The following is a 19,355-nucleotide window of genomic DNA, read 5'->3' as shown; positions in this document are numbered from 1 at the left end:
TGGAAGACTATATAAAATTAGAATTAACTTTTTGTTGTCTTCCGTCCTGTCTTGGACGCACGTTGGCGAGTATTTGTCTGATCACTTTGAATGGATTTCTTTCCATTGTCTGAGGGCATTGTATTGTTACGGCTTTTAGATGAAGTTGTTTTTGCATTGTTATAAGTCATTATTTTCTCCTTTTAAATTATCTGGCAGTTGCCAGTATAGTAAAAACGGTCATACCAAATAGTGGTTCCAAGTATTTTCTAAAAAGTTAATTTTTTGCTGAGCATAAAATTGAACTTATCTAATCTTATTTAGAAGTTTTTTATTTTTTTCGTAATTTATAGTGAAAAGAAGTTCTTTATGGCCAGCAGTGTATCTTTTAGTGTGAGGGCATTTTATGTATTTTAGCAGGATAAAAAGCAGATGGATAGAAGATGAAAGGAAAAATCTAATAACTCTAAATTCGATCTTAATAAATAAAGTATAGCCAGATCATTTAAATATTGAATTTAAATTTTTGATGGTTTTGAGAAAATTTCATTTTGTAATAAGAAGCTGATATCATTTAATGGGAGAAATGAATGCGATTAGGTGGGCGTTTACAAGCAGCAATCGATGTTCTCAAAGAGATAGAAGTTAGACATCGTCCAGTAAGAGAAACTTTAAAGGACTGGGGGCTTTCACATCGCTTTGCAGGAGCAGATGATCGCGCAGCTATTAGTACAATTGTTTATGATGTTTTAAGAAGACGATATTCTTTGCAATGGCGTATGCAGAGTGATGATATTCAAAATATTGTTTTTGCTACCTTATTAGATACTGGAAAAATGACATTAGAGCAAATAGATAGTGCGTTAGAAGGAGATCGGTTTGCTCCGCAATTATTAGAGGATAAACAACGCCAATCGTGGCAAAGGAGGCAATTAGTGGATGCACCAGATTATATTCGTGGTGATATTCCCCGATGGTGTCAGGCACATCTACAGCCTTTATTTGGCGATAATTGGATCACTGAAGCTGCTGCGTTAGCAACTCGTCCTTCTTTAGATTTGCGAGTCAATACTCTAAAGGCAACACCAAAGAAAGTGCTGAGAGAATTAGCAAAAACTAAATCTCAAGCTCTATCATGGTTTCAACAAGCTTTAAGAATTGCACCGATTGAAAGGTTTAACCGTCATCCTAATGTTCACGTTGAACCAGCTTTTCGAAAAGGATATTTTGAAATACAGGATTTAGGATCTCAAATTGTTGCTCATCTTGTAGAAGCGCAAGAAAGCATGCAGGTATTGGATTATTGTGCAGGTGCTGGTGGAAAGACATTAGCTTTAGCTTCCGATATGAACAATCGTGGGCAAATTTATGCTTATGATTCTGATAAAGCGCGCTTAGCTTCTATTTTTGATCGTCTCCGACGCGCGGGTGTTCGTAATGTACAAATACGGGCGCAAAGAGAAGAATTAAAGCCATTAACAGGTCAGATGGATAGAGTTTTACTGGACGTACCATGTAGTGGCACAGGAACATGGCGTCGTCGTCCAGATGCGAAATGGCGTTTAACATTAGAACAGGTAAAACAACGCCAAACAGAACAGTGGGCTATTTTGAATGAAGCTATAGCTTATCTTAAGCCAAAAGGGCGTTTAATCTATATTACTTGTTCTCTTTTTGCAGATGAAAATGAGGAACAAATTTTCCATTTCCTTCAACAACATTCTCATTTTTATCCAATAGATATGCAGGCCCTTTGGCAGAAGCATTTTAGTTTTTCTCCTGTGCAACCAGTCTTTTCAGATTATGGACTTACTTTATCACCCGCAACAACACAAACGGATGGTTTCTTTTTATCTGTATTGCAAAAAAACATTGAGACATAATTTTTGCATTTTTTGTCATAAATTTTACAAGAATAATCTTTTTCTTACGAAAACAGGCTTGTGAAAAGAGAAAGATTGAATCATAAATCTTATTAGTCCTCTTTTATAATTGTTGATTGGTTTTTTTATGAGCATATCACATTCAGAAACTGTTCTTATTATTGACTTTGGTTCACAAGTTACACAACTTATTGCACGACGGGTGCGAGCAATGGGGATATACTGTGAAATTGTTCCTTTTCAATTGGCTTTAAAAGCTATTAAGGATGTAACCCCTAAAGCAGTCGTTTTGTCAGGGAGTCCTTATTCTGTTATGGATAAAGATTCACCGCGTGTTCCAATGGAAATTTTTGAGGCAGGTATTCCGATTCTTGGTATTTGCTATGGTGAGCAAGTCATGTGTGTTCAGCTTGGCGGAAAGGTTGAAGCTGGACATGAGCGTGAATTTGGGCGCGCTTTTTTGGAAGTACAAGAAGAGAGTGCACTTTTTGAGGGAGTGTGGAAAAAGGGTTCTTGTTATCAAGTATGGATGAGCCATGGTGATCGTGTGGCAGCTTTACCAGAAGGTTTTCGTGTTATAGGAGCTTCAAAAGGTGCTCCCTATGCAGCTATTGCTGATGAGAAAAGACATTTTTATGCGGTCCAATTCCATCCTGAAGTGATCCATACACCAGATGGTACAAAACTTTTGCAAAATTTTATTCATAAGATCTCTGCTATTAAAGGAAATTGGTCAATGGCTTCTTATCGTGAGCAGGCGATTGCTACAATACGACAGCAAGTTGGGAAAAGTCGTGTGATTTGTGGTCTTTCAGGTGGAGTAGACTCATCTGTTGTAGCGGTACTCCTTCATGAAGCTATAGGAGATCAACTGACATGTATTTTGGTAGATCATGGATTTATGCGGAAGAATGAAGTTCAGGAAGTTCTTACATTATTCCACGATCACTATAATATAGAACTTATTCACGTGAATGCTGCTAGTGTGTTTCTTAATGCTTTGGTAGGTGAGACAGATCCAGAAAAAAAACGTAAAACAATTGGGCGGCTTTTTATTGATGTTTTTGAAGAAGAAACTAAAAAAATAGGAGGTGCAGAGTTTTTAGCACAAGGAACACTTTATCCGGATGTTATTGAGAGTGTGTCTGCTATTGGTAAATCAGTAACCATTAAAAGTCATCATAATGTGGGAGGATTACCAGAACAGATGAATATGAAACTTGTAGAACCGTTGCGTGAGCTCTTTAAGGATGAGGTTCGCGCACTGGGGCGGGAATTAGGGTTGCCGGAGCAGTTTATTAGCCGTCATCCTTTTCCTGGTCCTGGTCTTGCAATTCGATGTCCAGGTGCTGTAACACGTGAAAAATTAGAAATTTTACGTGAAGCAGATGCTATTTATCTTGAGGAAATCTGTAAGTCTGGTCTTTATGATGAAATTTGGCAAGCTTTTGCTGTTCTTCTTCCCGTTCAAACTGTTGGTGTGATGGGAGATGGTCGGACTTATGAATTTGTTTGTGCTCTACGCGCTGTTATATCTGTAGATGGAATGACCGCTGATTTTTATCCTCATGATATGGCGTTTTTAGGTAAGACAGCAGCACGCATTATTAATGAAGTTAGAGGAATTAATCGTGTTGTCTATGATATAACCTCAAAGCCTCCTGGTACCATTGAGTGGGAATAATTGAAATGAAGGATAAACTTTTTAAGAATAAAATATAATTGAGAGCTTAATATTCAGAAAAGTGTAGAAAAAATTAAAAAATGATAGTGCATTTTCACATGATATAAGTCTTTATCTGGAGTTTGTTCGTCAATATTATTTAAATTTGAGAAGTGTGAAATTTTACATGTCTGAGAAAAAGATTGTTGCACACCGTGGTGGAGCTTATCTTTATCCTGAAAATACCCTTTCAGCATTTAATAACGCTATAGCGTTAAATGTTGATGAAATTGAATGCGACATTCATTTGCTGAAGAGCGGTGAAGTGGTTGTTTTTCACGATTTCTGTCTAAACCAATTGGTTGGTAAAAGGGGCTATATTCACGACATTGATAATGAAACACGCAAACAACTCCAGGTGAAGGGAAGCCGAGAAGCACCTCCCTTATTAGAAGAAGTGCTTGATCTTTTAGCACCAACTAATGTTGCGTTGCATCTTGAAATCAAAACATGTGGTGAAGTAGAGCGTGAAACAATATTATCCCAAAAAGCGCTTGCGCTAATAAAAAGCCGAAATTTATCAGAACGGGTTTCTGCAATTAGTTTTGATCCTTTGGTCCTTCGCCCTTTTATTGAAGAAGGAATACCATCTGGTCCATGTGTTGATAATTTTGAAGGTGATATGTACCATCATTTTTCTGAATGGAAACAATTGGGTTATTCCGATCTAAGTTTAGATGGCTCTATAGTTTCACAGAACTTTATTGAATCAGCTCTTGCGGCTGATTTTACTGTAGGAGTCTGGACGATTAATGGAAAAGCTCGATTATCACATTGGCTTGATATGCCTGTACATTATATTACGACAGATCAACCTGACCTTGCATTGCAATTGCGTGCACACAGGTAAAAAATATATATCTTATATAAAGAAATTTCTGTACTTTCATAAAGCCAGCTTAATAGGAGAAAGCAAGAATTATTTTCTTATATGTGACAATAATGTATTAATTAATAAAGATAACTTAATAGTTTTCCATGTTCGGTGAGAGAACTTAATACATGAATTTCTTTTATTTCAATTTTTTTACGATAAATCAATAAAAATCATTTTCTTACATATTATCAAATAAGGTTGGTGTGTAGTTAATAAAAAGCCGTTGAGAAAAGAATAAAAATATTCATTCAAATGCAAGGCTTGTTGAAGCATTAGGAGCGCATATAACAGGGCTGTTTTGCACTTTGATAAAGTGTAAAAATGATGGAGTACAAAAAGTCTTCTACACTTTATCAGAGAGGCTTGAATATTATATTTCATCGGAGCTGTCATGCAACAGATATGGATGCATTGAAAGATTTTTTACAGCATGAAAATTGATAATACAATGTTATTTTATTTTGCATGAGGAATGTCATCCCATTAAAGGGAAGGGGGATAATAAACCTTTCAAAATAATTTTCTTAATTTTAAGGAAAAGTCTATTTGTCTCTTCATTAAATGCAAAACTAACATTATGTTAAAATAATAAACCGAAAATTAAAAAGAATAAATAATCCTTTTTTAAAAAGTAAATGCAGATATTTGTAAGTGGGTATCTCATTAATCCAAGAAGAAAGTTTATGTAAAGAAAATGAATAAATCTGAACAAATTCATTTGACCTTTTGGTGGTTCTTGTTTAAATGAAGATATATTTCTGAAATAAAATTGTCATAACGTGTGCATATGTAATACTATAATTTAGGGGTAGTCTGTATTCCATCACTTCAGAAAGGGTGAACTATGAAGCGTTTTTATCTTTCCATAACGGTTACAGTTGCTGTCATAATGACAATAGCGGGAATGACAGCAGGTTTTGCACAGACAAAAATCAGTTTTTGGCATTCTATGAGTGGTGAATTAGGAAAGCAAACTAAAAAACTCATTAACGATTTTAATGCAAGCCAATCTGAATATAAAGTTGTTCCTTCATTTCACGGTGAGTATGAGGAGAGTTTAATTTCGCTCATTGCAGCATTTCGTGGAAAAAAACAACCAGTACTCGCCCAAATTTATGATGTTGGTACTGGAACTATAATGGCCGCGAAGGAGGCAATCTATCCGTTTTATCAACTGATGGCTGACACAAAGCAAGAATTCGATCCTACAGATTATTTTCCTGCTATTAGTGATTATTATTCCGATGAACAGGGGCGCATAGTTTCTATGCCATTCAATATTTCAACACCAATCCTTTATTACAACAAAGACATCTTTAAAAAAGCGGGACTTGATCCGGATCAACCTCCTAGAACATGGCAGGATATAGAAGATTTTTCTAAAAAAATTCTTGAAACTAAAGCTGCAACTTGTGGTTTCACAATGGCTTATGCAGCTCAATGGATTGGTATAGAAAATTTTTCAGCGTTGCATAATGTTCCTTTTGGAACAAAGGAAAATGGCTTTAAGGGACTTGATTCAGAACTTACATTTAATGGGCCTTTGCAAGTGCGTATGTGGACTGACCTGAAAAAGTGGTTTGATCAAGGTATTTTCCGCTATGGTGGTTCTGCGGGAGCATTAGATTCAACAGCAATGTTTATGTCACAAGATTGTGCGATTTTTATGCAATCTTCAGGATCACAGGCTGGAATTGTTTCTGAAGCTCAGTTTAATGTGGGAGTTGGTATGCTGCCGCACTATAATGATGCGGAAGGAGCACCACAAAATTCAGTTATTGGAGGCGCTTCTATATGGGCATTTAGGGGTCACACTCTAAAGGAATATGCTGGAGCAGCTGCTTTTCTCAAGTTTCTTTCAAAAACAGAAAATCAAGCAAAATGGCATCAGAAAACAGGTTATCTTCCAACCACAAAAGCGGTTTATGAATTGAGCAAAAAACAGCATTTCTATGAAAAAACACCAGGTGCTGATATAGCTATCAAACAGATTAATCTTAATCCGCCCACAGTTAACTCAAAAGGTATAAGATTTGGTAATTTACCACAGATACGTACCATTCTTGATCAAGGGTTGGAAGCTGTTCTTAGTGGTTCAAAGACACCGAAAGAGGGTTTAGATGAGGCTGTTGAACGTGGAAATAAACTTTTGCGTGAATTTCAAAAATCCAATCATTAATTCCATTTTATTGTTAAATATTAAAGACTCAACAAAAACAGTTGGGTCCTTTTTGTTTATCTTTTTAAAGTCTCTACGTTTAAAGAATCCTACGAATGCACGAAAAACATGCATATTTTAAAAATAATATACTTTCTTATGGGTTGCTTTTTCCACAGATCCTTGTAACTTTTTTGTTTTTCTTTTGGCCTACGGCTCAAGCAATAAAATCTTCCTTTGAGCGTGAAGACCTTTTTGGTTTTACAACAACCTTTGTTGGTTTTGAAAATTATTTAACGGTTCTTTCTGATCCTGCTTATCTACAATCATTTCTTATAACCGCAGTATTTTCCATCTCAGTTACTGTCGTTTCAATGACAATATCACTTCTTTTAGCTGTTTGTGTTGATCGTGTTATTCGTGCAAAAAAGGCTTATACAATACTTTTGCTCTGGCCTTATGCTGTTGCTCCAGTATTGGCAGGTATATTATGGTTTTTTATCTTTCATCCCACCATTGGAATTATTCCTTTTTTTCTCACAAAAATAGGGATTCTATGGAATTATCGTATTAATGGCTTTCAAGCGATGATTCTTATTGTCATTGCGGCTAGCTGGAAACAGATTTCTTACAATTTTCTCTTTTTTCTTACAGGTCTTCAGTCTGTTCCGCGTTCTCAAATAGAAGCGGCAGCCATTGATGGGGCTGGTCCTTTTAAACGATTTTGGACTGTGGTTTTTCCGCAAATTTCACCAACGACCTTTTTCCTTCTTATCGTTAATGTTAATTATGTTATGTTTGACACTTTTGGTATTATTGATAATATAACTTCTGGAGGTCCTGCGCGTGCAACAAGCACCCTTGTCTATAAAGTGTATGACGATAGCTTTAGAAATCAAATAATCGGTGTATCAGCAGCACAATCAACAATATTAATGTTGGTGGTTATTGTCTTAACGTTTATCCAGTTCCGCTGGATTGAGCGTCGTGTGCAATATTAGGTAACAAGTTATGGTTGAAAATCGCCCTGCTTTGAAATTTCTAACCCATCTTATTCTAATTGTTGGCATTATCATTATTTGCTTTCCAGTTTATGTTGCTATCATTGCATCAACTCATAGTTCAACAGCATTTAACTCAGGCACATTTCCTCTTTTACCTGGGGAACATACTCTGGAAAATTATAAAACAATTTTTGGCGATGGCCTTGCACAACTGGGTTTTCCCCACCTTTGGCCACTCTTAATGAATTCATTCATTATGGCCCTTGGAATTAGTGCTGGAAAAATTATTATTTCACTTTTATCTGCTTATGCAATTGTCTACATGCGTTTTCCCTTCCGAAAAACTGCTTTTGTTCTTATTTTTGTTACATTGATGCTTCCTATCGAAGTTCGTATTTTCCCAACCTATGTGGTCGTAGCGAAATTGGGGATGATTGACACCTATAGTGGAATGATTATTCCGCTTATTGCATCCGCAACCGCTACATTTTTATTTCGCCAGTTTTTTTTGACTGTGCCAGATGAACTCTTAGAGGCAGCACGTGTTGATGGTGCAGGTCCATTTAAGTTTTTTAAGGATATTCTCCTTCCTCTTAGTACAACTAATATTGCTGCTTTATTTATCATTATGTTCATTTATGGATGGATGCAATATCTTTGGCCTCTTATCATCACCACGGATCAAAATCATCAAACGATCCTGCTTATTTTAAAACAACTGATTGTCGAATCACTCCAACATGATCCTCAATGGAATATACTCATGGCAGTATCGGTCGTTGCCATGGTACCGCCTGTTCTTGTTGTTATCTTTATGCAGCGGCTTTTTATCAAAGGTTTTGTTGAAACGGAGAAGTAATTGTGGCCACAATTCAGTTATCGAATATAAAAAAACAGTATGACAATGGTATTTTTGTCATTGATGATTTAAACTTAACTGTTGCTGATAAGGAACTTCTTGTTCTTGTTGGTCCTTCAGGATGCGGAAAATCAACTTTATTACGTATTATTGCAGGACTTGAACAAGTCACTTCAGGTGAATTGTGCATTGATAATGAATGTATCAATGATCGGGAACCAGCCGATCGTGATATTGCTATGGTTTTTCAAAATTATGCCCTTTATCCCCATATGACAGTTCGTGGAAACTTAGAGTATGGTCTTAAAAATCGTAAAACTCCTAAAGAGGAAATTAAAAAGCGCGTTGCACATGCTGCAAAACTTTTGGAGATAGAACCATTTCTTGATCGTAAACCACGACAATTATCAGGAGGACAACGTCAGCGTGTTGCAATGGGGCGTGTGATTGTACGTCAACCACGCGTTTTTCTTTTTGATGAACCTCTTTCAAATCTTGATGCGAAATTACGGGCGCAAATGTGTATTGAAATAAAAACACTACAGCGTTCATTAGGAACAACCAGCCTCTATGTTACCCATGATCAATTAGAAGCTATGACATTAGCTGATAGAATAGTTGTGTTGAATAAAGGAGCTATCGAGCAAATTGGAACACCGATGGAAATTTATGACACCCCAGCAACAACATTTGTTGCTGATTTTATTGGTTCTTCTCCTATGAATTTTCTTGATCGACATATTCTAGAACGACATTTAGGGTATTCATTTTCTTATGGTGAGGAAACCGATCTTTTAGCCTTCAGACCTGAAATAATCTTATTGGGTGAATGCCCAGCTAAAGGACCTGTCTTTCACACACAAATTGAGCTTATCAAACCTATCGGAACAGGTTGCCATATTTTAGTACGTTGGAATGGTTTTATTTTTACAATTGAAATAAAAGAACGCCTTACAAGAGACTATGGCCAAAAATTAAGTTTCACTGTTGCTTATCAGGATTTTCATACTTTTAACAAAAACACTGGAAAGCGTACAAGTAATAAGTAAACATTAATTGATGTAACAAATATTGATTTATATGGATAGTTTATCATTGTTCATATTGAATTAGAGCGCCGAATAACATAATATTCCCTCATTTCGAATCTGCTTATCTTGAATCAATCAAAATCACTTTTTTGTACATCACAAGCGACGTGAGTACGTAGGTAAAAACTGTATAAGGAAGAAGTAAAAATGATTTTTACGAATCATCTTGATGCAAAAGCATCGTAACACTGGAGAATGGTGAATAGTATGATAGTGCCTTTTCTTTTTTCATAAACATAAAGATGAGGATGATCAACAGATTTCCTCATAAAATAAACCTGAAAGCACTGAGATACATCTCTTTAAAAAAGTACATGAATGTGCAACTTAATGTGCTCTATTTTACATAAGGGGCATGACTCCATTGTTTTGCAAAGCACTTTATAAAAAGTTAGTGTAATTTTTCAATATATTACCAAGCTATAATGGTTTTATGGCATTGTTTATTCATAAAGTCAATGCTTTTTTGTTGCCTTTTCCTAGTAGCTATGACAGCTATTGATTGATTTGAAGTATTAAAAATTATCGTAAAAGAAGTGTTGGAAAATAAAATGCTAATGGTTTGGACACCGTGAGGTAAATCCATTTATGATTTCCTCCATTTAGGCATCGATAGGGAAAAATTGTCTCTATAAAATCAATTTTATTTTATATCAATATCACCAATCATGAAGCTTGAATATCATTGACAATATAATTTAGATCTATGATTTTATGAACTCTTTCTCGTCTCTTTCGTAGCAGATTTTTTTAATGCATCGAGATAGCATCAATAATGGTATTCACGTTATGTTCCATCATATTAAGATAAGTTGCTGCTGGACCATTTTCACTTGACAATGCATCAGAATAAAGTGTTCCACCAATTTTTAAACCTGTTTCGTTTGAAATTTGTTTTATGAGATAGGGATTAGAAATATTCTCAACAAACAAGGCAGTAGCCTTATTGGTTTTAATTTGTTTGATAAGCTTAGCCACATCAGCTGCGGTTGCTTCAGCTTCTATTGAAGCACTTTGAGGAGCAAGGATAGTAAAACCATATTCTTTAGCAAAGTAGCCAAAGGCGTCATGAGATGTGATGATGACACGTTTATCTTTCGGGATAGTGGCAATTTTTATCTTCAGAGTATCTTGTGCTGCTTTGAGCTTTTGGATATAGATTTCTGTGTTTTTGTTGTAGTCAGGACAAGATTGTGGATCAATTTTACAAAAAGCAGCAGCGATATTCTTTACGTAGATTTCGACATTGGGGATTGTTTGCCAAGCGTGTGGATCGACAATGTTGTGGTGGTGATGGGCATCATGTTCTTGTTTTTTTATTTCAAGAGGAGGAATGTTATTGCTAACTTCAACAAGAAGTGCTTTTGTACTGCTTGCTGTGATGAGACGGTCAATAAATCCCTCTAAATGAAGACCGTTGATGAAAATAATCTGAGCATTTTTAAGAGCTTGGACATCATGAGGGGTAGGTTCGTAAGTGTGGGTATTCGCATTAGGACCTACAAAGGTTGTCATAGAGATATGGTCGTCTCCTACATTTTTTACTAAATCTGCGAGAATGGAAAAACTCACAACGACTTTGATTTTATTATGTGCAGAGGCAGAAAATGGAAAAAGGGCAAGCAACAAAGCTCCAAAAAGAAAAGATTTTTGAGTAAACTTAGGCATATTTTTTCCTTAAAGTGAAGGCGTGAAAAAGAGGCGGGGGAACCATGCTACAATAAAGCCACGTGGGCTTATCAAGCAGGAAATAAAATAAATAAATCCTGCAGCAATAATGATAGCAGGGCCGGAGGGCAGTGAGAGATGAAAAGAAAGTAGGAGACCACATACGCTAGAAACGATTCCAAAAATAGTGGCAAGCACACAAATAGGTCCTAGCCGTGAAAACCAAAAACGGGCTGAAATAGCTGGAATCATCATAATGCCAACAGAAAGTAATGTTCCTAGTGATTGAAAACCTCCAACCAGATTCAATACGACAAGTCCAAGTAATGAAATATGAATATATTTACTTAATGGAGAAAGTGATTTAAAAAAGAGGGGGTCAAAGCTTTCTAAAACGAGCGCCCGCCAGAAAATAAAAAGGCAGCATGATGTGATCAGCGTTATGGTTGTGATCAACCAAAGAGCTTGTGTGTCAAGTGCAAGAACCGATCCGAATAAGAGATGCAGCAGCTCAATTGTTGAGTTTTTCAGAGAAATAATCATGATACCTGCTGCGAGTGCAATAAGATAAAAGACGGTCATTGATGCATCTTCTTTCTGAAAACTATTTCGTGAAATTAAAATGGTAGCTAAAGCAACAATAATGCCAGCGAAAATGCCGCCAAGTGTCATAGATATAAGGGAGAAGCCGCAAATCAGAAAAGCAGTTGCAACACCAGGAAGAATGGCATGAGAGATAGCATCTCCTGTCAAACTCATTCCACGTAGCATCAAAAATACACCAACAGGACAAGCGCTAATAGATAGAAGCATAGAACCGATAAGGGCGTTTTGCATAAAGTGAAAATCAACAAAGGGGGCAAGAAAAAATGTGTACACGTCTTATAACCTAGGAAAGAGAGAGTCATTGATGGGAAGGTGGTTCTTTTGTGCGTTAGGACACAAAGGATTGGATGTGAAAGGTGGCATAATGTGGTGAGTGGTATTGTCTAAAAACAGAGTTGTTTGTCCGTACAAAGCGTTTTGTTGATTAATTTGAATCATGTGGGGAAAAAAATTTCGCACGATGAGAAGATCGTGGAGTGCTGTGAGAATTGTGCGCCCTTGTTGTTGCCAGTGTGTGATTATTACAAGAAGGTCTTTTTGGGTTTTACAATCGACACCATTGAAAGGTTCGTCAAGCAAAATAATATTGGCATCTTGGACAATGATACGTGCAAAAAGAGCGCGTTGCAATTGCCCACCTGATAATGTTTCAAGCGAACAGGTGGCGAGTTCTGTAAGCCCAACCATTTCAAGTGCACTCCAAATCTTAGAATCATAAGGACGCTGGTTTTTCCACAATCCACAAAAAGACCACAGTCCTGTTTTTACAAGCGTTTTCACATCAATTGGAAATGTTTGATCTAGATCACATTGTTGAGCAAGGTAAGCAACGCGACTTTTTTTTGGTTTCATAATTTTTCCTTTAAGGGGTTTAACCAAGCCGGCGATGGCTTTTAACAGCGTTGATTTTCCAGCACCATTATTACCTGTTATTGCGACTAATGAACCAGCTTTTAACTTTGCTGAAAAACTTCTGATTGCTATTTTATCCCTATAGCCCAATGTTATCTTATTGAAGTGCAGATCTATCATTTGTACTATTTCCGCTCATTACCTTAAAAACTATGTAATAATATAACATTTGTCAATAAAATGTTATATTATTACATATATTTTGAATACTAAATATTTTAGTGGGAAGATCGTGGAAAATTCAAAATAATGGTTGAATTTTCCTTGACGAAAGAGAGAGAGTATATACTATATATAGTATTAAAATGATTGGTGATTCTAAATAAGCACAAGAGAGGGTGTTAGTGTGTTTCGTTTGGGTCTAGGTTATTTCCAATGTTATCATAAAGAGTTTGTTAGCCAAGGGTATAGCATTATCCTTGCTAAAGGTTCTTTTTGGGAAGAATTTCCTTTCGTTTTTGTAATTGATTTTTTCCATAAAAGAGTAAAACAGAGCTCTTGAAAAACAGTGATTTAGAACGTGACAGCAGGAGGGAATTGTAATGCAAGCAAAAGGTTGTTTTATAATATTGGGGGGCTTTGCCATTTAAGTTGTAGAATAATCGCTTATTCTCATCATACTCTCTAAGTTATTTGGTGAGGAATTCTGTTATGTTTAGGAAGCTGCGTACAATTTCTGTTGTTTGTTATTCTTAAGTACTTATAAAATTATTAGATTGACCTTTTAGGGTTGATCGTCTGGAATTGTGAAAGTTGAAGAAAATGTCGATCACTATTTATAGCAAACCATTTTGTGTTCAGTGTGATGCTACCCGCCGCGCTTTTGATGCAAAAGGTATTCATTATCGTGTTGTTGATATTTCCTGTGATGAGCAAGCATACAGTTTTGTTCAATCTCTTGGGTATCGTCAGGTTCCTGTCGTTGTTTGTGGTGAGAATCATTGGTCTGGTTTTAGACCAGATATGATTAGTGGTCTTTGTGCTTAATGGGGATTCTTGTTTATTATTCAAGTGCAACGGGTAATACAGAATATTTTGTTTCGCAGCTTGATCAACGACTCTTCAAAATTGATAAAAAAAATCCCTCTGTATTGGTTAGTGAGCCTTATGTATTGGTCGTTCCTACATATGCAGATGGTGAAGGAAGAGGGGCAGTGCCGAAAGCCGTTATCCATTTCCTTAATGAAACTGAGAACCGCAAATTAATTTGTGGTGTCATTGGCAGTGGGAATCGTAATTTTGGTCGCTATTATAGTTTAGCAAGTAGAATTATTGCTGAAAAATGTTGTATACCTTGCCTTTATCGTTTTGAGCTGCGTGGAACTAGTGAAGATGTTATTTGTGTAAAAAAGGGATTGGAAAGATTTTGGAAACAAGTGGTATAGAACAGTTGCAGAAATCAAATCAGATTACTGATTATCATGCGCTGAATGCAATGCTTAACCTTTATGATGAAAATGGCCATATTCAGTTTGATATGGATAGGCTTGCTGCACGGCAATATTTTCTTCAGCATGTTAATCAAAATACAGTTTTTTTTCATAATCTGAAGGAAAAAATAGATTACTTAATAGAAGAAGGTTATTATGAAGAAGCTTTGTTTGAGCTTTATGATTTTTCTTTTGTTAAAAAGCTTTTTAAACGTGCCTATGCATTTAAATTTCGGTTTCCTACCTTTTTAGGTGCATTTAAGTATTATACCAGCTACACGCTAAAGACTTTTGATGGGAAGCGTTATCTTGAACGTTATGAAGATCGTGTCTGTCTTGTGGCATTATATTTGGCACAAGGGAATAAAGCTCTTGCTGAAAGTTTTGTGGATGAAATTATTACAGGGCGTTTTCAACCAGCAACGCCAACATTTCTAAATGCTGGAAAAAAACAACGTGGTGAATTGGTTTCTTGTTTTTTGCTACGTGTTGAAGATAATATGGAATCGATAGGCCGTTCGGTTAATTCAGCTTTGCAGCTTTCAAAACGCGGTGGAGGTGTGGCGCTTTGTTTAACCAATTTACGGGAAGCTGGGGCGCCAATTAAGCAAATAGAAAATCAATCCTCAGGTGTTTTACCGGTGATGAAACTCTTAGAAGATTCTTTTTCTTATGCCAATCAGCTTGGGGCACGACAGGGGGCTGGAGCTGTTTATTTGCATGCACATCATTTAGATATTATGAAGTTTTTGGACACAAAGCGTGAAAATGCTGATGAAAAAGTCAGAATCAAAACGCTTTCGCTTGGTGTGGTTATTCCTGATATTACTTTTGAGCTTGCTCGTAATAATGAGGATATGTATTTATTCTCATCTTATGATATTGAGCGTGTTACAGGCAAACCCTTTAGCGATATTTCTTTAACAGAGTATTATCGCTCTTTTGTTGATAATGCAAAGATTCGTAAAAAGAAAATAAGTGCGCGCGTTTTTTTCCAAACATTGGCGGAAATTCAATTTGAATCTGGTTATCCTTATATTTTATTTGAGGACACTGCTAATCGATCGAATCCGATAGCTGGACGTATCAGTATGAGCAATTTATGTTCAGAAATTTTGCAGGTGAGTGAGCCGAGTGAACTGGAAACAGATTTAACTTATCGCACGATTGGAAGTGATATATCCTGTAATCTTGGGTCAATGAATATTGCCAAAGCAATGGAAAGTCCTGATTTTGGGCAGACCGTGGAATCTGCTGTTCGTGCTCTTACTGCGGTTTCAGATATGAGCAATATTGCTTGCGTGCCTTCTATTGCGAAAGGTAATGCTGAAAGTCATGCAATTGGTTTGGGACAAATGAATTTGCATGGTTTTTTAGCACGTGAGCAGATTTATTATGGCTCTCCGGAAGCGATTGATTTTACCAATATTTATTTTTATATTGTGACATATCACGCCATACGTGCTTCGAATTTGATTGCGCGCGAACGTCAGAAAATGTTTGCAGGGTTTGAAAAATCAGCTTATGCAGATGGATGTTTTTTTAAAAAATATATTGAAAAGGAATGGAAACCGCAATTTGCGCTTGTACAAGAAATTTTTGCACGGAACAATATTGTTATTCCAGGTCCAAGCGATTGGCAGGAACTCAAGGATTTAGTTGTTGAGTACGGGCTATATAATCGCAATCTACAAGCTATTCCACCTACAGGATCTATTTCTTATATTAATCATGCCACCTCTTCTATTCATCCAATTGCTTCAAAAATTGAAATTCGCAAAGAGGGAAAAATTGGGCGCGTTTATTATCCCGCTCCTTATATGGATAATACGAATTTGAATTTTTACCAAGATGCTTATGAGATTGGCCCTGAAAAAATTATAGATACCTATGCTGCTGCAACACAGCATGTTGATCAAGGACTTTCATTAACATTATTTTTTCCTGATACGGCTACTACACGTGATATTAACCGCGCACAAATTTATGCCTGGAAAAAGGGTATAAAGAGTATTTACTATGTAAGATTGCGGCAAGTAGCATTGAGTGGAACAGAAGTAGATGGCTGTGTTTCGTGTAGTTTATAGGAGATTATCATATGACAAAGATTACAACCCAAAATCCTGTTGTGTGCGCTATTAATTGGAATAGATTACATGATGAGAAAGATCTTGAAGTATGGAATCGCTTAACTGGGAATTTTTGGTTGCCTGAAAAGGTTCCGCTTTCTAATGATATTCCTTCATGGTCAAGTTTGACGGAGGAAGAACGTAAGCTAACAATTCGTGTTTTTACAGGGTTAACTCTTCTGGATACGATTCAAAATACTGTAGGGGCTATTTCATTAATGGCTGATGCAATAACAGAGCATGAGGAGGCGGTTTTGACGAATATTGCGTTCATGGAAGCGGTTCATGCACGTTCTTATTCCTCTATTTTTTCAACTCTTTGCTCGACAATCGAAGTTGATGATGCATTTAGATGGTCAGAAGAAAATATTTATTTGCAAAAAAAGGCTAGATTAGTACTTGAGCGTTATGAAGCAAATGATCCACTGAAGAAAAAAATTGCTTCTACTTTGTTAGAAAGTTTTTTATTTTATTCTGGTTTTTATTTGCCAATGTATTGGGCTAGTCGCGCTAAGTTGACCAATACAGCAGATCTCATTCGGCTGATCATTCGTGATGAAGCGGTTCATGGTTATTATATAGGTTATAAATTTCAATTGGGCTTTGCAAAGCTTGATGAAGCTAAAAAGAAGGAAATTAAAGATTTTGCTTTTAACTTGCTCTTTGATCTTTATAACATCGAATGCAAATATACTGAAGATCTTTATGATGCTCTTGGATTAACAGAAGATGTTAAAATTTTTCTTCATTATAATGCAAACAAGGCTTTAATGAATTTGGGTTTTGAAGCCCTTTTCCCATCTGAGGTTTGTCATGTTAACCCCGCTATTTTGGCAGCTTTATCACCAAACTCTGACGAAAATCATGACTTTTTTTCAGGAGCTGGTTCTTCTTATGTTATTGGCAAAGCAGTTGCTACAACGGATGATGATTGGAAATTTTAATGTTTGCATGCAAATAGAAGTGCGCGGGGTATCCCACTGAGATCTTTGCGCATTTCTAAACATTGAAAGCCATTTTTTTCAAACAAATTGCAGACTTCTTTTTCTTGAGAGTAACCAATTTCAACAGCGACATAGCCGTTTTCTTTTAAATAGTTTGCTGCTTTGTGGGCGAGTTTTCGATAAAAGTCAAGTCCGTCTTTTCCTCCTCTCAAAGCGCGCAAAGGGTCATGTAAGCGCACTTCTTTTGCAAGTTTTTTGATCTCTTTTTCAGGAATATACGGTGGATTGGAAACAATGAAGTCAAAGTGACCTGTGACAGAATTAAACCAATCGCTAAGAAGAGGTATGAAGCGATGTGCTACTTCAGCATTTTTTGCATTTTTTGTAGCTGTTTTAAGAGCATCTTCAGAAATATCGACGGCCACTGTATAGGATTGGGGAATTTGTTTAAGAATGGCAATGGCAATAGCGCCACTTCCTGTTCCCATATCAAGGAATATTGTTTGTCTCGAATTTTCGACCTGTTTTTTGAGGAAGGGAAGAACAAGATCTATCAGCGTTTCTGTATCAGGACGGGGTTCTAATGTTTCTTGAGACAACGCGAAGGATATGCCATAAAATTCTCGTGCTCCTATAATACGGTAAACGGGCTCGCCTGCAATACGCCGTTGCACAGCTTGTTCTATTTGTATAATTTGCTCAAAAGATAAATGCATATCTGGTTTAGAAATTCTTTCAGCGGCATTTATTCCTGTTATCCATTCAATGAGTATTTTTGCATCGAGATTGGCTTCAAAAATTCCTTTCTGGCGCAATGTTTCTTGAGTTTGTTGGATAACATTTTTTAAAGAATATTTGTTCAATTATCCATTTCCATCAAGAGTGTTGTTTGGCGATCTGATATAAGTGCGTGAATAAGCTCTTCAAGATCTCCTTCCAAAATGCGATCAAGCTTATACAGGGTGAGATTAATACGGTGATCCGTAACACGTCCTTGTGGAAAATTATAAGTACGAATACGTTCTGAACGATCACCAGAACCAACTTGATTTTTACGGGAAGCTGAACGTTCACTTTCCGCTTTTTGTCGTTCGATATCGAACAAACGTGCCCGTAAAATTTGAAGTGCTCGCGCTCGATTTTGATGCTGTGATTTTTCTGCTTGGACGACCATAATTCCTGTTGGAATATGCGTAATACGGACTGCTGAATCCGTTGTATTAACATGCTGCCCTCCTGCTCCAGATGCGCGCATTGTATCAATACGAATATCTTCAGGGCGAATATCTATATCAATTTCTTGGGCTTCTGGAAGTACTGCAACAGTAGCAGCAGATGTATGGATACGTCCACAGGTCTCTGTTTCAGGGATACGTTGCACACGATGGACACCTGATTCATATTTCAATTTAGAAAAGACACCTTTTCCTGAAATAGTAGCAATAATCTCTTTATATCCACCAACTTCTCCTTCACTGAGTGAAATAACTTCTACTTTCCAATTATGAGCATGGGCATAACGTTCGTACATGCGAAAAAGATCACCGGAAAAAAGCGCTGCTTCTGACCCACCTGTTCCTGCTCGAATTTCAACAATAGCGCTTTTTTCATCAGCAACATCTTTAGGCAAAAGCAGAATTTGAAGTTCATTTTCAAGTTGTTCTACTTTTTTATATAACGATGGCAGCTCTTCTTGAGCAAGGTTACGCATCTCTATATCGGTTTGTTTATCGTTGATAATCGTTTCTAATTCTGTAATTTCTTTGTAAAGAGCATTTAATGCTCGTATAGAGGCGATAACTGGTTGTAGTTCTGCATATTCAGAAGCTAATTTGATGTATGTTTCAGCATTTGGATTGGTTGTCATTTGACTTTCAATTATTTCAAAGCGCTTTTCAAGCTGTCTCATACGATCTTGTGGCAAAGGAACCATGATAATATCGGCCTAATTTTTCATAATACAATTTTTTATAATATCTCGTTACAACGATTTTTTATTATAACACGGACAATGGATTATCGTATAACATCATACAAAAAGGGGTAATAAAACAGAAAAACTTTTTTGCCAATGAAAACTATTGTATTTTTA

17 protein-coding genes are annotated in these 19,355 nt (G+C 36.5%); 11 read left to right on the top strand and 6 right to left on the bottom strand.

Annotated elements, in window-relative coordinates:
• Nucleotides 1–23: 23 nt before the first annotated feature.
• Nucleotides 24–170 (bottom strand): hypothetical protein, encoded by a 147-nt coding sequence (locus GGR08_RS03530; protein ID WP_183194010.1) that lies wholly within the window; start codon nucleotides 168–170, stop codon nucleotides 24–26.
• A 399-nt stretch (nucleotides 171–569) separates the two neighbouring features.
• Between GGR08_RS03530 and GGR08_RS03525 the strand changes: the two genes are divergently transcribed.
• The 7 genes from GGR08_RS03525 to GGR08_RS03495 all read left to right on the top strand — a co-directional run bounded on the left by GGR08_RS03525 (nucleotide 570) and on the right by GGR08_RS03495 (nucleotide 9,532).
• The gene (locus tag GGR08_RS03525) at nucleotides 570–1,862 is read left to right on the top strand and encodes an RsmB/NOP family class I SAM-dependent RNA methyltransferase (RefSeq protein ID WP_183194009.1); all 1,293 of its coding nucleotides are present in this window, start codon (nucleotides 570–572) and stop codon (nucleotides 1,860–1,862) included.
• Between the two features lie 127 nt (nucleotides 1,863–1,989).
• Nucleotides 1,990–3,546 (top strand): glutamine-hydrolyzing GMP synthase, encoded by a 1,557-nt coding sequence (gene guaA / locus GGR08_RS03520; RefSeq protein ID WP_183194008.1) that lies wholly within the window; start codon nucleotides 1,990–1,992, stop codon nucleotides 3,544–3,546.
• A gap of 166 nt (nucleotides 3,547–3,712) precedes the next feature.
• A complete protein-coding gene (locus GGR08_RS03515; protein WP_183194007.1) occupies nucleotides 3,713–4,435 on the top strand; it encodes a glycerophosphodiester phosphodiesterase in 723 nt (240 codons plus the stop codon).
• 871 nt (nucleotides 4,436–5,306) lie between these two features.
• Nucleotides 5,307–6,641 carry a sn-glycerol-3-phosphate ABC transporter substrate-binding protein UgpB gene (gene ugpB, locus GGR08_RS03510; RefSeq protein ID WP_183194006.1) on the top strand — a complete coding sequence of 445 codons (1,335 nt, stop codon included), beginning with the start codon at nucleotides 5,307–5,309 and terminating at the stop codon, nucleotides 6,639–6,641.
• Between the two features lie 95 nt (nucleotides 6,642–6,736).
• Complete coding sequence (gene ugpA, locus GGR08_RS03505) at nucleotides 6,737–7,621, top strand: sn-glycerol-3-phosphate ABC transporter permease UgpA (protein WP_183194005.1); 885 nt, start codon at nucleotides 6,737–6,739, stop codon at nucleotides 7,619–7,621.
• A gap of 10 nt (nucleotides 7,622–7,631) precedes the next feature.
• Nucleotides 7,632–8,483, top strand: a complete 852-nt coding sequence (ugpE, locus tag GGR08_RS03500) for a sn-glycerol-3-phosphate ABC transporter permease UgpE (RefSeq protein ID WP_183194004.1) — start codon at nucleotides 7,632–7,634, stop codon at nucleotides 8,481–8,483.
• A 2-nt stretch (nucleotides 8,484–8,485) separates the two neighbouring features.
• Nucleotides 8,486–9,532: a sn-glycerol-3-phosphate ABC transporter ATP-binding protein UgpC gene (locus GGR08_RS03495; protein WP_183194003.1), complete on the top strand. Its 1,047-nt coding sequence runs from the start codon at nucleotides 8,486–8,488 to the stop codon at nucleotides 9,530–9,532.
• A gap of 792 nt (nucleotides 9,533–10,324) precedes the next feature.
• Here GGR08_RS03495 and GGR08_RS03490 read toward each other — a convergent pair.
• From GGR08_RS03490 to GGR08_RS03480, 3 genes are read right to left on the bottom strand one after another with little or no spacing between them, the layout of a single operon-like run.
• Entirely contained in the window at nucleotides 10,325–11,242 is a 918-nt protein-coding gene (locus tag GGR08_RS03490) for a metal ABC transporter solute-binding protein, Zn/Mn family (RefSeq protein WP_183194002.1), read from the bottom strand.
• Nucleotides 11,243–11,251: 9 nt separating this feature from the next.
• Nucleotides 11,252–12,121: a metal ABC transporter permease gene (locus tag GGR08_RS03485; RefSeq protein ID WP_183194001.1), complete on the bottom strand. Its 870-nt coding sequence runs from the start codon at nucleotides 12,119–12,121 to the stop codon at nucleotides 11,252–11,254.
• Nucleotides 12,122–12,124: 3 nt separating this feature from the next.
• On the bottom strand, nucleotides 12,125–12,877 hold the full coding sequence (locus tag GGR08_RS03480) for an ATP-binding cassette domain-containing protein (RefSeq protein ID WP_183194038.1): 753 nt from the start codon (nucleotides 12,875–12,877) through the stop codon (nucleotides 12,125–12,127).
• Between the two features lie 645 nt (nucleotides 12,878–13,522).
• On the opposite strand from GGR08_RS03480, the gene nrdH reads away from it, so the two are divergent.
• Genes nrdH through nrdF form a run of 4 tightly spaced genes read left to right on the top strand, consistent with a single transcriptional unit; the run spans nucleotide 13,523 to nucleotide 17,263 of the window.
• The gene (gene nrdH / locus GGR08_RS03475; protein WP_175868492.1) at nucleotides 13,523–13,747 is read left to right on the top strand and encodes a glutaredoxin-like protein NrdH; all 225 of its coding nucleotides are present in this window, start codon (nucleotides 13,523–13,525) and stop codon (nucleotides 13,745–13,747) included.
• Nucleotides 13,747–14,145, top strand: coding sequence for a class Ib ribonucleoside-diphosphate reductase assembly flavoprotein NrdI (gene nrdI, locus GGR08_RS03470; protein ID WP_183194000.1), 399 nt, complete (start codon nucleotides 13,747–13,749; stop codon nucleotides 14,143–14,145). The genes nrdH and nrdI overlap by 1 nt, the downstream gene beginning before the upstream one ends.
• Nucleotides 14,127–16,277, top strand: coding sequence for a class 1b ribonucleoside-diphosphate reductase subunit alpha (gene nrdE, locus GGR08_RS03465; RefSeq protein ID WP_183193999.1), 2,151 nt, complete (start codon nucleotides 14,127–14,129; stop codon nucleotides 16,275–16,277). Before nrdI ends, nrdE begins: the two co-directional genes overlap by 19 nt.
• 11 nt (nucleotides 16,278–16,288) lie before the next feature.
• Entirely contained in the window at nucleotides 16,289–17,263 is a 975-nt protein-coding gene (gene nrdF, locus GGR08_RS03460) for a class 1b ribonucleoside-diphosphate reductase subunit beta (RefSeq protein WP_183193998.1), read from the top strand.
• On the opposite strand, the gene prmC is transcribed toward nrdF, so the two are convergent.
• A complete protein-coding gene (prmC, locus tag GGR08_RS03455; protein ID WP_183193997.1) occupies nucleotides 17,260–18,126 on the bottom strand; it encodes a peptide chain release factor N(5)-glutamine methyltransferase in 867 nt (288 codons plus the stop codon). The genes nrdF and prmC overlap by 4 nt on opposite strands.
• On the bottom strand, nucleotides 18,123–19,196 hold the full coding sequence (gene prfA / locus GGR08_RS03450) for a peptide chain release factor 1 (protein WP_183193996.1): 1,074 nt from the start codon (nucleotides 19,194–19,196) through the stop codon (nucleotides 18,123–18,125). The genes prmC and prfA overlap by 4 nt, the downstream gene beginning before the upstream one ends.
• Nucleotides 19,197–19,355 lie beyond the last annotated feature (159 nt).

It is taken from the genome of Bartonella fuyuanensis (assembly GCF_014197255.1).
Classification (GTDB): domain Bacteria; phylum Pseudomonadota; class Alphaproteobacteria; order Rhizobiales; family Rhizobiaceae; genus Bartonella; species Bartonella fuyuanensis.
Note: the sequence above shows the minus strand (reverse complement) of the source record. Positions and strands in the feature narration are given on the sequence as shown.

What these genes read in the sequence shown, in the direction of transcription:
- GGR08_RS03490 (WP_183194002.1), bottom strand. Translation starts at nt 11,242, where the DNA reads ATGCCTAAGTTTACTCAAAAATCTTTTCTTTTTGGAGCTTTGTTGCTT.
- guaA (WP_183194008.1), top strand. Translation starts at nt 1,990, where the DNA reads ATGAGCATATCACATTCAGAAACTGTTCTTATTATTGACTTTGGTTCA.
- ugpB (WP_183194006.1), top strand. Translation starts at nt 5,307, where the DNA reads ATGAAGCGTTTTTATCTTTCCATAACGGTTACAGTTGCTGTCATAATG.
- nrdI (WP_183194000.1), top strand. Translation starts at nt 13,747, where the DNA reads ATGGGGATTCTTGTTTATTATTCAAGTGCAACGGGTAATACAGAATAT.
- prfA (WP_183193996.1), bottom strand. Translation starts at nt 19,196, where the DNA reads ATGGTTCCTTTGCCACAAGATCGTATGAGACAGCTTGAAAAGCGCTTT.
- ugpE (WP_183194004.1), top strand. Translation starts at nt 7,632, where the DNA reads ATGGTTGAAAATCGCCCTGCTTTGAAATTTCTAACCCATCTTATTCTA.
- GGR08_RS03525 (WP_183194009.1), top strand. Translation starts at nt 570, where the DNA reads ATGCGATTAGGTGGGCGTTTACAAGCAGCAATCGATGTTCTCAAAGAG.
- nrdH (WP_175868492.1), top strand. Translation starts at nt 13,523, where the DNA reads ATGTCGATCACTATTTATAGCAAACCATTTTGTGTTCAGTGTGATGCT.
- GGR08_RS03530 (WP_183194010.1), bottom strand. Translation starts at nt 170, where the DNA reads ATGACTTATAACAATGCAAAAACAACTTCATCTAAAAGCCGTAACAAT.
- nrdF (WP_183193998.1), top strand. Translation starts at nt 16,289, where the DNA reads ATGACAAAGATTACAACCCAAAATCCTGTTGTGTGCGCTATTAATTGG.
- GGR08_RS03515 (WP_183194007.1), top strand. Translation starts at nt 3,713, where the DNA reads ATGTCTGAGAAAAAGATTGTTGCACACCGTGGTGGAGCTTATCTTTAT.
- ugpA (WP_183194005.1), top strand. Translation starts at nt 6,737, where the DNA reads ATGCACGAAAAACATGCATATTTTAAAAATAATATACTTTCTTATGGG.